The sequence below is a fragment of the Neisseria subflava genome, from assembly GCF_003044935.1.
GTDB classification, from domain to species: Bacteria; Pseudomonadota; Gammaproteobacteria; order Burkholderiales; family Neisseriaceae; genus Neisseria; species Neisseria subflava_E.
Genome location: NZ_POXP01000001.1, coordinates 864,136 through 877,604, shown reverse-complemented (window position 1 = coordinate 877,604; position 13,469 = coordinate 864,136). Strand labels below are relative to the sequence as shown.

General features: G+C 52.6%; 11 protein-coding genes. 3 read left to right on the top strand and 8 right to left on the bottom strand.

Annotated elements, in window-relative coordinates; all coding sequences use genetic code 11:
- Positions 1–42: 42 nt before the first annotated feature.
- Complete coding sequence (locus DBY95_RS04255; RefSeq protein ID WP_107723491.1) at positions 43–1,290, bottom strand: N-acetylmuramoyl-L-alanine amidase; 1,248 nt, start codon at positions 1,288–1,290, stop codon at positions 43–45.
- Positions 1,278–1,748 (bottom strand): tRNA (adenosine(37)-N6)-threonylcarbamoyltransferase complex ATPase subunit type 1 TsaE, encoded by a 471-nt coding sequence (tsaE, locus tag DBY95_RS04250; protein WP_107723490.1) that lies wholly within the window; start codon positions 1,746–1,748, stop codon positions 1,278–1,280. Before tsaE ends, DBY95_RS04255 begins: the two co-directional genes overlap by 13 nt.
- 171 nt (positions 1,749–1,919) lie before the next feature.
- Between tsaE and pheA the strand changes: the two genes are divergently transcribed.
- The 3 genes from pheA to prfH all read left to right on the top strand — a co-directional run bounded on the left by pheA (position 1,920) and on the right by prfH (position 5,180).
- A complete protein-coding gene (gene pheA / locus DBY95_RS04245) occupies positions 1,920–3,008 on the top strand; it encodes a prephenate dehydratase (protein WP_107723489.1) in 1,089 nt (362 codons plus the stop codon).
- Between the two features lie 397 nt (positions 3,009–3,405).
- On the top strand, positions 3,406–4,539 hold the full coding sequence (locus DBY95_RS04240; protein ID WP_107723488.1) for an RNA ligase RtcB family protein: 1,134 nt from the start codon (positions 3,406–3,408) through the stop codon (positions 4,537–4,539).
- A gap of 2 nt (positions 4,540–4,541) precedes the next feature.
- On the top strand, positions 4,542–5,180 hold the full coding sequence (prfH, locus tag DBY95_RS04235; protein WP_107723487.1) for a peptide chain release factor H: 639 nt from the start codon (positions 4,542–4,544) through the stop codon (positions 5,178–5,180).
- Between the two features lie 84 nt (positions 5,181–5,264).
- On the opposite strand, the gene DBY95_RS04230 is transcribed toward prfH, so the two are convergent.
- The 6 genes from DBY95_RS04230 to DBY95_RS04205 form a co-directional block, all read right to left on the bottom strand.
- Positions 5,265–6,494, bottom strand: a complete 1,230-nt coding sequence (locus tag DBY95_RS04230) for an HlyD family type I secretion periplasmic adaptor subunit (RefSeq protein ID WP_107723486.1) — start codon at positions 6,492–6,494, stop codon at positions 5,265–5,267.
- A gap of 89 nt (positions 6,495–6,583) precedes the next feature.
- Complete coding sequence (locus DBY95_RS04225; protein WP_107723485.1) at positions 6,584–8,791, bottom strand: type I secretion system permease/ATPase; 2,208 nt, start codon at positions 8,789–8,791, stop codon at positions 6,584–6,586.
- A gap of 43 nt (positions 8,792–8,834) precedes the next feature.
- The gene (locus tag DBY95_RS04220; protein WP_432760675.1) at positions 8,835–10,103 is read right to left on the bottom strand and encodes a TolC family protein; all 1,269 of its coding nucleotides are present in this window, start codon (positions 10,101–10,103) and stop codon (positions 8,835–8,837) included.
- Between the two features lie 264 nt (positions 10,104–10,367).
- Positions 10,368–11,627: an RsmB/NOP family class I SAM-dependent RNA methyltransferase gene (locus DBY95_RS04215; protein WP_049333214.1), complete on the bottom strand. Its 1,260-nt coding sequence runs from the start codon at positions 11,625–11,627 to the stop codon at positions 10,368–10,370.
- Positions 11,628–11,662: 35 nt separating this feature from the next.
- Positions 11,663–12,532 carry a DUF1853 family protein gene (locus DBY95_RS04210; RefSeq protein WP_107723484.1) on the bottom strand — a complete coding sequence of 290 codons (870 nt, stop codon included), beginning with the start codon at positions 12,530–12,532 and terminating at the stop codon, positions 11,663–11,665.
- 39 nt (positions 12,533–12,571) lie between these two features.
- A complete protein-coding gene (locus tag DBY95_RS04205; protein ID WP_107723483.1) occupies positions 12,572–13,387 on the bottom strand; it encodes an RNA methyltransferase in 816 nt (271 codons plus the stop codon).
- Positions 13,388–13,469 lie beyond the last annotated feature (82 nt).

The window sequence follows — 13,469 nt, the reverse complement described above, 5'->3', positions numbered from 1 at the left end:
CTGTCTGAAAAATTTTCAGACGGCCTTTGTTTTATCAAGCCATTATCCGCGGCGTAAAACGGCGGTATTGATGTATTTTTGAATACCGGTGGCAATGGCTTGGGCGCATTGTTGGCGGAATGATTCGCTGCCGAGCAGCCGCTCTTCGGTAGGATTGGATAGGAAGGCAGTTTCCACCAAAATGGATGGAATATCTGGCGCACGGAGGACGGCGAAGTTGGCTTCGTCAACGCGGCCTTTGTGTAATTGGTTGAGTTTGCCCAATTCGGTCAAGACGGAATGGCCAAGCTTGCGGCTGTCGCGCAGGGTCGCGGTTTGGGTCATATCCAAAATGGCGTTGTCGACATTGGGGTTGCCGCTGGTTTGTACGCCGCCGATGGCATCGGCGTTGTTTTGGGTTTGGGCAAGGAATTTTGCCGCCGAGCTGGTCGCGCCTTTGGTATTGAGCATATATACGCCGGTACCGCGAGCGGACGGGCTGGTAAAGGCATCGGCGTGGATGGATACGAATACGTCGGCATTGCGCGCACGGCCTTTGGCAACGCGTACGCCCAATGGGATAAAGATGTCTTCGTTGCGCGTCATGAATACGTTGTAACCCAAGGCTTCGAGGCGTTTTTTGGTTTCGCGGGCGATGGAGAGTACGACGTTTTTTTCTTTGAGGCCGCTCGGGCCGATTGCGCCGGGGTCTTCGCCACCGTGACCGGGGTCGATCATAATCACGGGACGGCGGTTGCCACCGCTGCCGCGATTGTTTTTAGGGGCAGGGGTGTCGTATGCGATATTGGTATTTTGACGTTGTTTGGGAACATTGCCGTTGAGCAAGGCCATCATCGGGTCGTTGGCATCTGCGCCGTGCGGATAGAGGTCGATAACCAAGCGGTTTCTGAAGTTGCCGACGGGGGCGAGCGCAAAGACTTGCGGATGGGTACTTTGTTTGAGGTCGATGACGATACGCACGGTATTGGGCGTATTTTGACCGGCACGAATGCTGCGGATAAAAGGGTCGTTAGACAGCACTTTGCTGGAAATGCCTTGCAGGACGCTGTTGATTTCCGCGCCTTGAATATCCACGACCAACCGGTTGGGGTTGTCCAACATAAAATGTTGGTATTTCATTGAGTGGTTGCTCTCAAGGGTAACGCGTGTGTAGGCGTTCGCCGGCCAAATGCGGACGGCAAGGAATTGCGCAGGAGAGGCCGGTTTGGCCAATGCGGCACCAACGGGCGTGAGGGTGAGAAATAGTCCTGTGCCTTGACGGAGAATGTGTCTTCTAGTTAATTTGACCATGATTCTAAACTTTTTCGGCCTTGGTTTGTGTGGGCGGAAAAGGTGCAGGTTCTGCCCTTATCGGTGTACGTCAATGTAATGGTAATGTCTGCCGGAGGCGTGAATTCCCCGCCTTGCTGCGGCCATTCGATGAGGCAGACGCTGTCGGGCGCAAACAATTCGTCCAAACCGGCATCCTCCCATTCCTCGGGCATAGTAAAGCGGTAGAGGTCGAAATGGTGGAGGGTGAATGTATCCAGCGGATAAGATTCGACAATGGTGTAAGTCGGGCTTTTGACTGCGCCCGTATGCCCCAGTCCGCGCAAAATCCCGCGTGTCAGCGTGGTTTTGCCTGCACCCAGTCCGCCTTCAAGATAGATGGTCAGCGGAGCGGAAAGCTGCTTGCTCCATTCTTCACCCAGTTTCAGGGTTGCTTCTTCATCGGGCAGGAAACGGGTGTGCAGTCCGTTTGAGTGCATGGAATAGGCCTTGTCGTTCAAAAGGCTTAATTATGATGGAATTGGCGGCGTTTGCAAACCTGATAGACGATAAAGTTAGATAAAGATAGTGTTGAGGCCGTCTGAAAACGGAATTCAGACGGCCTTTAATGTTAAAATGAAAATATCCCTCACAAAATTGCGAGACAGCTTATGCCTTTATCCATAGACGAACAATTATTGCCGCACCGCAATGCCATCGACAGCATCGATGCGGAAATCCTCCGTTTGCTCAATGAGCGCGCCGGTCATGCGCATGCTATCGGCGAATTGAAAGGGACAGGCGCGGTGTACCGTCCTGAACGGGAAGTGACCGTTTTGCGCCGGATTCAGGATTTGAACCGCGGCCCTTTGCCTGATGAATCAGTTACTCGGCTGTTTCGCGAGATTATGAGCGAATGTTTGGCGGTGGAGCGTCCGCTGACGATTGCCTATTTGGGCCCGAAGGGGACATTTACCCAGCAAGCTGCCATCAAACATTTCGGCCACGCCGCACACACCATGGCGTGTACCACCATCGACAACTGCTTCAAACAAGTTGAAACGCGCCAAGCCGATTATTTGGTGGCGCCGGTAGAAAATTCGACCGAAGGCTCAGTGGGGCGCACTTTGGACTTGCTGGCCGTAACCGCTTTGAAAGCCTGCGGCGAAGTGGTTGTCCGCATTCATCACAACCTGTTGCGTAAAGACAGCCACGAAATCGGCGGCATTACCAAAGTTTTCGCCCATGCCCAAGCCTTGGCGCAATGCAACGACTGGCTCGGCCGCAACCTGCCCAATGCCGAACGTATCGCCGTAGCCAGCAATGCAGAAGCAGCGCGTTTGGTTGCCGAATCAGATAGCCCGAATGTGGCCGCCATTGCCGGACGTATTGCCGCGGAAATTTATCAGTTGAGCTTTGCCGCCGAGTGTATCGAAGACGAACCGAACAACACCACGCGCTTCTTGGTGATGGGCCATCAAGAAACCGGCCGCAGCGGCAACGATAAAACCTCTTTGGTCGTATCCGCGCCCAACCGTGCCGGTGCCGTTACTGCTTTGTTGCAACCTTTCACCGAGTTGGGCATTTCCATGACCAAATTTGAAAGCCGCCCAAGCAAATCGGTTTTGTGGGAATACCTGTTCTTCATCGATATCGAAGGCCACCAAAGCGATGAAAATGTCCAAAAAGCCTTGCAGCTTTTGGGCGAACGCGCTTCCTTCGTGAAAGTTGTCGGCTCTTATCCGACCGTTGTTTTGTAAGGATTATTGGGTATAAAAGGCCGTCTGAAAAGTTTTCAGACGGCCTAAATCATGTTCTCAATAGTTGCCATTTATGCAACATTATTGGCAGATTGATGTCAGTAAGTTTGCATGATTGGAAATGAACCTTCTATAATCCGAACGTTTTTAATATTTTCATGCAAAGAAAGGAGCAAGCCATGACACGCAATACTTCAATCCGCTCAATCACATTCTTTGCAGCCCAAGCGTCGGTCTGACTTTCGGATAACGCTTTTCGCATTCCATGTCGCCCGCTTCGGGCTGCTTTCCCTACGATTATCGGCTAGAAACCAGGCCGTCTGAACATTTCGCAGACGGTGGATACCTATTGTCATCAGTTGTCGGTTTCTATCCGTTTTAAAGAAAGCATAAACACATGGGCAATTATCCCCATCATATTCAAATTATTGCCGATTCAAATACATGGATTGAAGGCAACGCTGTCGCACAGCTCGAAACCACCGCCCGATTACCGCATATGCTACGCGTTGCCGGAATGCCGGATTTACATGCAGGGCGCGGTTATCCGGTTGGTGCAGCATTTTTCAGCGACCGTCATTTTTATCCTGCCCTGATTGGGAACGACATCGGTTGCGGCATGGCGTTTTGGCAGACCAATTTACGCGCAGCCAAACTCAAACCGGCCAAGCTCGCTAAACAGCTCGGCAACATCGATACGCCACTAGACAAAGACGAACAGGTCGATTTGTTAGACGACGTTGTCGATATGCGCCAATTTTCAGACGGCCTTGCCGTCGGTACGATTGGCGGCGGCAACCATTTTGCCGAGTTGCAAACCGTTGACACCGTTTATCGCACCGATTTGCTTCCGCCCGATTTTAATGAAAACCATTTGCAACTGTTGGTGCATAGCGGTTCGCGCGGATTGGGCCAGCAGATTTTGCAACGCCATATTGCCGCCTTCGGACATCAAGGTTTGGCGGAAGAGGGCAAAGCGGCGGCGACCTATCTTGCCGAACACCAAACAGCCCTTGAATTTGCCAGCCTTAACCGCCGTTTGATTGCGGCCAGAATGCTCGATCGTTGGCGCGCAGAAGGAACATGCCTGCTTGATGTCCACCATAATTTTTTGGAGCAAACCGAGATTGACGGCATAACCGGTTGGCTGCACCGAAAAGGCGCAACGCCCACTGATAAAGGCTTGGTCATGATACCCGGCTCGCGCGGCGATTACAGCTATCTGGTTCAACCTGCCGAAGATTGCCAAATTTCGTTGAATACCTTGGCTCATGGCGCAGGTCGGAAGTGGCAGCGCGGCGAATGCAAAGGCAGGCTGTCGCACAAATATACTGCCGACAGCCTGCGCCAGACCGAATTTGGCAGCGTGGTTGTCTGTCAGGACAAAGCTTTGATTTTTGAAGAAGCGCCGCAGGCTTATAAAAGCATCGACAGCGTTATTGCTGCCATGAAAAACGTAGGTTTGATTGAATTGGTCGCGCGGTTTAAACCTGTTTTGACTTATAAAACCGGCGGCGAGTGTGGAGCGTAAAGATGAAACAGAATACACCAGCGGTTTATCTGCAAATTTCCACCGCGCAAGGGCCGGCAGAGTGCCGTATATTTGCCCGTTTCGTCTTGGGCGAATTGCTTACTGAAGCCCAAGCAAAAGGCATTGATGCCGAACTTGTTACCGAAACCGCCGATAAGCACGGCATTTTGTCGGCGACGCTCAAGTTGGAAGGGCAGAAAGCCGAAAGTTTGGCGCAAACTTGGCAGGGGACGCTCCAATGGGTATGCCCCAGCCCCGTCCGCCCGAAACATCCGCGCAAAAATTGGTATATAGGCGTTTTCCGCTTGCCCGATATGCCGCAGATGTATGAAATGCCGTCTGAAAACGGAATCGAGTTTCAAACCTGCCGTTCGGGCGGTAAAGGCGGGCAACACGTCAATAAAACCGAGAGTGCCGTCCACGCCACCCATAAAGAAAGCGGCATTTCCGTGCGGGTCGAGAGCGAACGCAGCCAGCATGCCAATAAAAAATTGGCGGTAATGTTATTGGCGCAAAAGCTGGCGAAACATCATGCCGGACAGGCTGGAAATTTTGCGCAGGAGCAGCACGCGCAACTCTATCAAGTTGAGCGCGGCAATCCGAAAAGAACGTTTGTCGGTACTGCTTTTAAGGAGAAATAATTTATCTGCTGAATAAGGAGGTATTTAAAACATAAACCAAAGGCCGTCTGAAAATTTTCAGACGGCCTTTTATCGGTTTATCGATTAGCGTTCGCTTAACGCTTGTTTCATACGCGTAATCGGCTTGATCAGGTATTGGAAGATGGTTTTCTCGCCGGTTTTGATGTCCACCGTTGCAACCATGCCCGGAATAATCGGCATAGGTTTGCCGTTTTTGTCTTTCAGGGAGTTGTTTTCGGTTTGGACGAGAACGCGGTAATAGACTTGGTTCGGATCAAGTTTCAGGTCGTTGGCACGGTTTTGCATGGAGTTGCTGACGGTATCGGCGCCAACAAGAGTAACTTTGCCTTCCAAGCCACCGTAGATGGAGTAGTCGTATGCGCTGACTTTAACCAATGCAGGTTGGCCTGCGCGGATAAAGGCAATGTCTTGCGGGCGGATATAGGCTTCGACCAGCAGTTTGTCGTCAACCGGGACAATTTGCATGATGTCTTCGCCTGCGTTCACAACGCCGCCGATGGTGGTGACTTTTATGCCTTTGACGATACCGCGCATAGGTGCGCGGATTTGCGAGCGTTCAACCGGGTCGGCGCGCATGGCAACGTTTTCTTTGGATTGCGCCAGCTCGGATTCGGCTTGCAAAAGTTCGTTGTTGGCATCGGCTTTGTAGCGGTTGCGGCGCTCGGAAATTTGAGTGGCCAAGTCGGCAGACTCACGGCGCATTCTTAAGAGTTCGACTTCGGAAACCACACCTTCGGCAACCATGGGGGCGGTAATAGCGATTTCGCGGTCAAGCGCAGCCTTGCTTTGGGAAAGGCCGCTGACGGCGTCGGTCATGGCTTGACGGCGTGCTTTGTAGGCGGCGATTTCGCGACGGCGAAGCTCGGGACCCACGCTGTCAGGGAAGGAGAGCTTGGTGCCGTAGGCTTCGGCTTTAAGGCGGGCAACAGTGGCTTCGAGGTTTTCGACTTTGGCTTCGCTTTCACGCAAAACGGCGGAGCTGCGCGTGTCGTCGAGTTTCATCAGAATCTGATCTTTCTCGACCATATCGCCTTCTTTAACCATGATTTCGGTTACGATGCCGGGGTCGAGGCTTTGAATCACTTGCTCACGGCTACTGGGAATGATATTGCCGTTGCCGCGGGTCACTTCTTCGACCGGGCTGTTGTAAGCCCAAATAACGAAGACAACCAGGAAAATGAAGAAAAGGATGATGACCCAAAATTGACCGCTGTGTTTTTCTTTTTGAAGGGCGGCGTTGAGGTCGTTGATGAGGTGTAGGTCTTTGGATTTGACGTTGTTTTCGCGGCTCATAATCGTGTGTCTTTATTGTGTTTGGTGGATTTTAACCATTAGGGCAGGCCGTCTGAAAGGGTAAGTAGGTTTTCAGACGGCCTTTTGCTTTATTGTGCTGCCGATTGAGGGGCGGCGGCTTGTTGTTGCTGTTTGGCGTTGACAGCTTGTTGCTGTTGTTTGACGTTAGCTGCTTTGGCCTGTTCGTTTTGCATGAGTTTTTGCAATACCAGGTCACGCGGGCCGTCCATTACGACTTTACCATTGTCCATGACAATGATGCGGTTGACGATTTGCAGCACTTGCGGACGGTGGGTTACCAAAAGCATGGTGCGGTTGCGACCCCATTGGGCGATGGCATTGAGCGCCATGCGTTCAGTAGCTTGGTCCAGGCTGGTGGTTGGCTCGTCCAGCAGGACGACTTTCGGATTGCGCAAGGTCATGCGCGCCAGGGCGATGATTTGTTTTTGACCGCCGGACAAGCCCAAGCCGTCTTCACCCAAAGGCATATCCAAACCGCGCGGATGGTTGCGGATGATTTTGTCAAGGCCGAAGCGGTTGAGCGCAATCAGCAGGTCTTGGTCGGTAGAATAACTGCCGGTACGTGCCAAGTCCATGTTTTCGCGTAATGTGCCGAGGAACAGGCGTGGCGATTGGCTCAAAAGTAGGACTTGGTCGCGCAGGAAGTTGGGGTCAAGCTGGCGCATATCGACGCCGTCAAGGGTAACGTTGCCTTTTTCGGTATCGTACAGGCCGCTGGCCAGTTTGAGCATGGTGCTTTTACCGCTGCCGATACGGCCCAAAATGCCGACTTTTTCCCCCGGTTTGATGGTCAGGTGCAAATCTTCGACGGCGCTGTTGTTGTCAGCTTGATATTTGAACGATACGTTTTCAAAGGTAATATTGCCTTGAACGTTGTCCAAAGTAATGTATTTGCGTTCCGGATTGCGCTCGATAGGTCGGGTAACGATGTCGTTTACGCCTTTGAGGGCAAGTTTGGCCTGCTGGAAGCGGGTAGCCAAACCGGCGATTTGTGCCAACGGCGCCAAAGCGCGGCCGGACAGAATCACGGAGGCAATCAATGCACCCATGGTGATGCGTTCCGCATGGTTGTCGGCGTGAATCAAATAGGTACCGACGACGACCAAGAAGACGGTATTGAGCTGCTGCATGGCAACGGCGAAGTTGACCATGAAGTTGCTGGTGTCCTTGACTTTGATGGAAGAAGCAGAAGTTTTGGCGGTGTATTCATCCCAACGTTGTTGCGCCCAAGATGTGGCGTTGTTGGTTTTCAGGGTTTCGATGCCTTCGATGGCTTCAACGGCAAGGCCGGAGCGTTGCGAACCTTCTTTCATCGATTCATTGATGTGGCGAGAGAGCGGGCGTTGTACGACAAAACCGACAATCACGACAATCGGAATGATGGTCAGGGGAACGAGTGCCAGTTTGCCGCCAACCATGGAAATTACGAAGATAAACAGCAACAGGAAAGGCAAGTCGACAATGGTCAACAAGCTGGCACTGGTCATGAACTCGCGCACGGCTTCAAATTCGCGCAAATTACTGGCGTATGAACCGGAAGAAGCAGGACGGTCTGCCAGACGCAATGCCATCACTCGGCGGAACAGGGCGGAGCTGATGATCAGGTCGGCTTTTTTACCGGCAATATCGGTCAAATGACCGCGAATCATCTTGGCGGCAAACTCAAACAAAATCGCCAAGACCACGCCGATGCTCAATACCCACAAGGTTTCATAGGCTTGGTTGGGAATAACGCGGTCGTACACGTTCATCACATACAGGGAGCTGACGAGCGCAAGGAAGTTGATGATGATGGTGGCCAAGATGACTTGGTAGTAGTAGCTGCGGAAACGCCAAATGACTTTCCAAAACCATGCTTTGGGCAAATGGTATTCAGGCAGCTCCGAGCGCATATCGGTAGCCATTTTGGGTTTGATAAACCAGCAGTAGCCCAAATACAGGCCGGAGAGCTGCTCGTGGCTGAGTTCCTGTTCCAAACCGTCGACTTGGCGGATATGGTATTTGCGCTCTTGGCCGGAGCCTTCGATTTGGGTGATAACTGCCGCCTCTTCGTTGTGCAGGATAATCATGACCGGCACGGCGAGCGAGGGGATGTCTTCCAGATTGCGTTTGGATAAGGTGTTTTCAAAGCCGTGGCTGCGCAGGACTTCGACCAGTGAGTGATAGTTGACCTTGAGCTTTTTGTCGCGTACGACTTCGGCGGACAAAGCGGCTTCGGATACGGGCGCACCCAAAAGGCGGGTCACTAAAACGATGTGTTCAATGATGGCTTTCATATTTTTTCGCGTAATGTTTTTGGTTTAACCGGCGGATATGGCTTTATTTTTGTGCCAAACCGACCCAAGCGGAGATTTTGGCCTGGGTATTTAAATAGTCGAGCGCCGCATCGCGGAAATCGTTGCGGGCGGCAACATAATCCTGCTCGATGGAGGATAACTCGCTGTATGCGCTCAAAACGTCGGTCAGCGTACGTCGGGCGATTTTAAACTGCAATTCGTACACTTTGATGACTTCTTTTTGGGCGGCGATGTGTTGCGCCGTCAGCGCGGTACGCTGTTCGCTTTCCTGCATATCGATGGCCGATGTTTGAACGCGTTCGTTCATGTCGCGCAGGATTTGTTCGGACTTGGCTTCTGCGGCAATCAATGATTTGGCATTGCGCTCTACATTGTGTCGTGCGGCAATATCCAACACATTCCATGCAACGTTTAAATAAAGCTGTCTGGTGTTGCGTGTCGCACTGCCTTCCAAATTGAGGGCAGGCAGGCGTTCGGCTTTGGAGGTGTCCAAATCGGCACGGACGCTGTCGCGCTCGGCTAATTGCGCCTGATAGGACGGATTGTTGTTGCGGTTGGGGTTGTTGAAGCGTTCGCTGATGGATTTTGCCGTGTCGTTTTTAAACGGATCTTCCAAATCGTTGGCAGTCAGCTGGCGCGAGGTATAGCGGGACAGGCGGCTCAGGGCCAAATCCATGGTGCGGCGTTGTTGGGCAATGATGTTGGCCACTTGCAGTTGGCGAGCGCGCGCTTCAATCAGCTCGGAACGGCGGCCGGCATCATATTTGACGATGGTGTCCAAGTCTTTTAAGAGGTTGTTGTGGCGCGCCAAAGTCTGTTCGTTGAGGATCAGGGTTTCTTTTGCACGCAATGCGCTCAGGTAGAGGCGGCCGATATCGCTGCCCAGCTGCTCTTGGCTTTCGGTGTATTTGTGTTGATAGTATTCTTCGCGGCTGCGGTCGCGGCGGACGGCGGCTTCAATCGCACCCCATGAGTAGATGTTCACGCTGCCGCGCACGCCGATACCGTCATCCATGTCGTTGCTGTTGTATTTATTGTGTTGCGCCAGCACTTTCGTGCCGGTCAGGGTAACGACAGGATAATGGCGCGCACGTGTGGCTTTGGTCGTGCTTTGCGCTGCTTCTTGAGTGGCTTTGGCTTCACGCACAATCGGGTCGCTGATTAAAGCGTCCCTGAGGATGTCTTGCAGGCTGTATGCAGAGGCCGTCTGAAACGGTAACAGACAGCAGGCGACGGCAACGGCCGATGACAATAAACGGGGCTTTGTGGGGGAAGAATAAATATGCGACATGATTTTTAACCAAATAATTTATATATTATCGTTGTCTGTATCGGGTATCGCCTGAGGCATGACCGGGCGAATTTTGAACGAGAACACATACATTTACAAAGCATAAAGCATTTTTTCCAGCTTTTCACAATATTCTGATGAAAGGTCGAGATACAGGCCTTAAAGTATATTATTGCAAAGCGCGACTATCGTATCTAATGATTTTAATGTAAAAAATCTATCAAAAAGGCCGTCTGAAAGGATTTCAGACGGCCTTTTTCAACCTTAATCCTTACGCTGCAATACAGCGGCAAAGAAGCCGTCGGTTTGGTGTTCTCCGGAGTTGAGGCGCAGGTATTTTCCGGTATCCAAATCAACCTTCAGGCTTTGCAGAAGTTCGGCGCAGTTGACGAGTTCAAACTCGGGATGCTCGGACAGGAAACGTTCGACTTGCAGCTCGTTTTCTTCCGGCAACACGCTGCAGGTGGCGTACACCAAGCGGCTTTGCGGTTTTACCAGTTTGGAGGCGGCATCGAGGATGCTGTGTTGCTGTTCCAAAAGGTTGGCCACGGTCTCGGCAGATTGGCGGTATTTGAGGTCGGGATTGCGGCGTAAAGTACCCAAACCGGAGCAGGGCGCGTCCACCAACACACGGTCGGCTTTGCCTGCCAGTCGGGCGATACGGGTATCGTGTTCGCTGCTGATGCGTTCGGGGTGGATATTGGTCAGTCCGGCACGGGTCATGCGCGGTTTGAGGTTGGCAAGGCGTTTTTCGGCGATATCGAAGGCGTAGATTCTACCTTTATTGGCCATTTGCGCGCCGATAGCCAAGGTTTTACCGCCGGCACCGGCACAGAAATCAACAATGATTTCGCCGCGTTTTGCACCCACCAATAAGGCAAGCAGCTGGCTGCCTTCGTCTTGGACTTCCAGCGTGCCGTCTAAAAACAGTTCGTGTTTGTTAAGCGCGATTTTGTTTTTCAGGCGGATGCCCCAAGGCGAATAAGGCGTTGCCTCTGCATCGGCACTTTCGGCTTGCAACAATGGCAGCACTTTGTCGCGTTTGCCTTTCAAAGTATTGACGCGGATGTCGAGCGGGGCAGGTTGGTTGATGCTGCGACCGAAGGCGAGGATTTCTTCTTCGCTCCAATGCTGTTGCAGTTGTTCCACCAGCCATTGCGGCAATTCTGCGGCGGTATTCAGGCCGTCTGAAAACTCGGTTTTACGGGCTTTCAAATTGCCGAGAAACTCTGTTTCTTCTTCATCAAGCAGGTCTTTGATTTGGCTGATGTTGGTGCTTCTGCCGAGAACCAGTGCGGCAAGAGCGGCTTTGCGCGGCTGCGCATGCGGACGGCGCAGGGCGGTACTGATTTTTTGATAGTGTCGCAGCGCGGCAAAGGCGGTTTCGGCGATTTCGTGACGGTCTTGGCGGCCGAGTTTTTTGTGTTCGCGGAAATAGGCGGAGAGGACGGCATCGGAAGGCTGTTTGAAAGTCAGCATTTCAGCCAAAACTTTGGCGGTATGGTCGAGTTGTGCGGCGTTCATAATGTAATGGGTTCTCTTAAAGTTGGTAAATGGTTTCAGACGGCCTTCATGATGCGTTCGATTTCGTGCCAAAAGCCGTCCGGCCGTAATTCCAAAACGGCAATCAAGCCTTGCTCGATACGGCGGATTTCGGTTTCGTTCAATGTTTCGGTTTCGGCGACACGCGCAGGTGCGAGGTAGGCCATGCGGTCGAGCAGGTGATAGCGAGCTTCTTGGCGTTCAAACCCGTATTCCGCCCAATCTTGAATATAGACGCCGCGCCAGCCGTATGGGTTAAGCGGCGGCTCAAAAGCATGGAAACCGTGTGGAAAAAATCCGATGCCGCGCACGATGGAAGCAGGAAGCAGATTTTCCGGCAGGTCTTGTGCGGTTAAGGTCGCTTTTCCTTGCGGCGTATGCAGCAGCTGGGATTGCTGCACCAGTTTGGCAGCTTTGTCCGTCAGCGTGTCTTTAGGATTGAGGCCGCGCAGGTTTTGCGCTTGGTCTCCGCCGTAGTATTTACACGCCAGCTCGATATGGTAGGGCTGTTGGTTGAGGGAAACGACAAAATCCGCAGCCCCTAAAGTTTGGTCGTCTGAAAAAACGGGTAGATTGTATGCGTGCAGTTCGGCATGCGGCGCGTTGGCAAACCAAAAAGCCAGCAGCTCTTCGGCATAAATGCCGAGACGGTGGCCGAACGGGGCGCGTTGGGCAAGGTAATCCGTTAGCGGAGCGGGATCGGCGTCCAATGCCAAAAGGTAACGGAAACCGAGTTCCCCCAATAGTTCGCGCACGCTCAATTCGCAGCCGCTTTGCCACAAAGGCGGCGCAGTCAGCAGCGGGGCGAGGTCGCGGACGGGTTGGCTGGTGAGTTTCCACCATAATGCGTCTAGGGCGTAATTCATGTTTATCCGAATGTCAGTCATGCCGTCTGAAAGGCTGGAAATGTTTTCAGACGGCCTTAATCAGTCTTTTTTATGGATACGGTGGCTGACGGTATTGAAAAAACCGCGCAGGATATCGATGTCTTCGGTTTGCGTGTTGGCGCGTCCGAACAGACTCTGCATACGGCGCATCAGGCGCTCGCCGTTGCGGCGGTTGAAAAAGCCGATGTCGTTCATCACGCTTGCCATGTGGGCAACCATGCCTTTAATTTGCTCGTGGGTCGCAGCGTGGTCTTCCTGTTGCAGGTGGGTCATGGGCGAATCGGTTTGGCTGAAGATTTCGTAGCACACGACCTGCACGGCTTGGGCAAGGTTGAGCGAGAAATAGTCGGGATTGCCGTTGATGGTCATCAGTCGGTTGCAGGCTTGGACTTCTTCGATGCTCAAGCCGAAAGTCTCGTTGCCGAAAACCAGCGCCACTTTCTCGCCTCGGTTGGCGGCCTGCAGTAATTCGGGCACCAAATCGCGCGGGGTTTGCAGCGGCGCGGTGATTTCGCGGCGTCGACTGGTCAGGGCGCAGGCGATGGTGGTGTCGGCAAGGGCTTCGTCCAAAGAGGCGGCAATGGTGGCATTTTCCAAAACGTCTGCCGCGCCGGAAGCGAGGATGAAGCTTTCTTCCGGTAATTTAAACGATTGCGGACGCTCCGGGTCGAACACGGGCGGATTTTCCGTCATCGGCGTTGCCATCAGATTTGGGGCGACGATGGTCAGTTTGTGCAGGCCCATCGTTTTCATGGCGCGCGCGGCAGAACCGATATTGGAAGGATGGCTGGTGCGCGTGAGGATGATGCGGATGTTGTCCAGGTAAGCGGGCAGGGCGGGTTTTTCGGAAGTCATGTTTTATTTTCTGTTTGTACGGGAATCAGGTATAATGCGCCATCTTTTTGTTTTCAGACGGCCTTTTTCCATGCCGTCTGAA

Excerpts from the sequence above, each read along its gene's own strand:
- DBY95_RS04255 (WP_107723491.1), bottom strand. The coding sequence starts at position 1,290 with ATGGTCAAATTAACTAGAAGACACATTCTCCGTCAAGGCACAGGACTA.
- tsaE (WP_107723490.1), bottom strand. The coding sequence starts at position 1,748 with ATGCACTCAAACGGACTGCACACCCGTTTCCTGCCCGATGAAGAAGCA.
- pheA (WP_107723489.1), top strand. The coding sequence starts at position 1,920 with ATGCCTTTATCCATAGACGAACAATTATTGCCGCACCGCAATGCCATC.
- DBY95_RS04240 (WP_107723488.1), top strand. The coding sequence starts at position 3,406 with ATGGGCAATTATCCCCATCATATTCAAATTATTGCCGATTCAAATACA.
- prfH (WP_107723487.1), top strand. The coding sequence starts at position 4,542 with ATGAAACAGAATACACCAGCGGTTTATCTGCAAATTTCCACCGCGCAA.
- DBY95_RS04230 (WP_107723486.1), bottom strand. The coding sequence starts at position 6,494 with ATGAGCCGCGAAAACAACGTCAAATCCAAAGACCTACACCTCATCAAC.
- DBY95_RS04225 (WP_107723485.1), bottom strand. The coding sequence starts at position 8,791 with ATGAAAGCCATCATTGAACACATCGTTTTAGTGACCCGCCTTTTGGGT.
- DBY95_RS04220 (WP_432760675.1), bottom strand. The coding sequence starts at position 10,103 with ATGTCGCATATTTATTCTTCCCCCACAAAGCCCCGTTTATTGTCATCG.
- DBY95_RS04215 (WP_049333214.1), bottom strand. The coding sequence starts at position 11,627 with ATGAACGCCGCACAACTCGACCATACCGCCAAAGTTTTGGCTGAAATG.
- DBY95_RS04210 (WP_107723484.1), bottom strand. The coding sequence starts at position 12,532 with ATGACTGACATTCGGATAAACATGAATTACGCCCTAGACGCATTATGG.
- DBY95_RS04205 (WP_107723483.1), bottom strand. The coding sequence starts at position 13,387 with ATGACTTCCGAAAAACCCGCCCTGCCCGCTTACCTGGACAACATCCGC.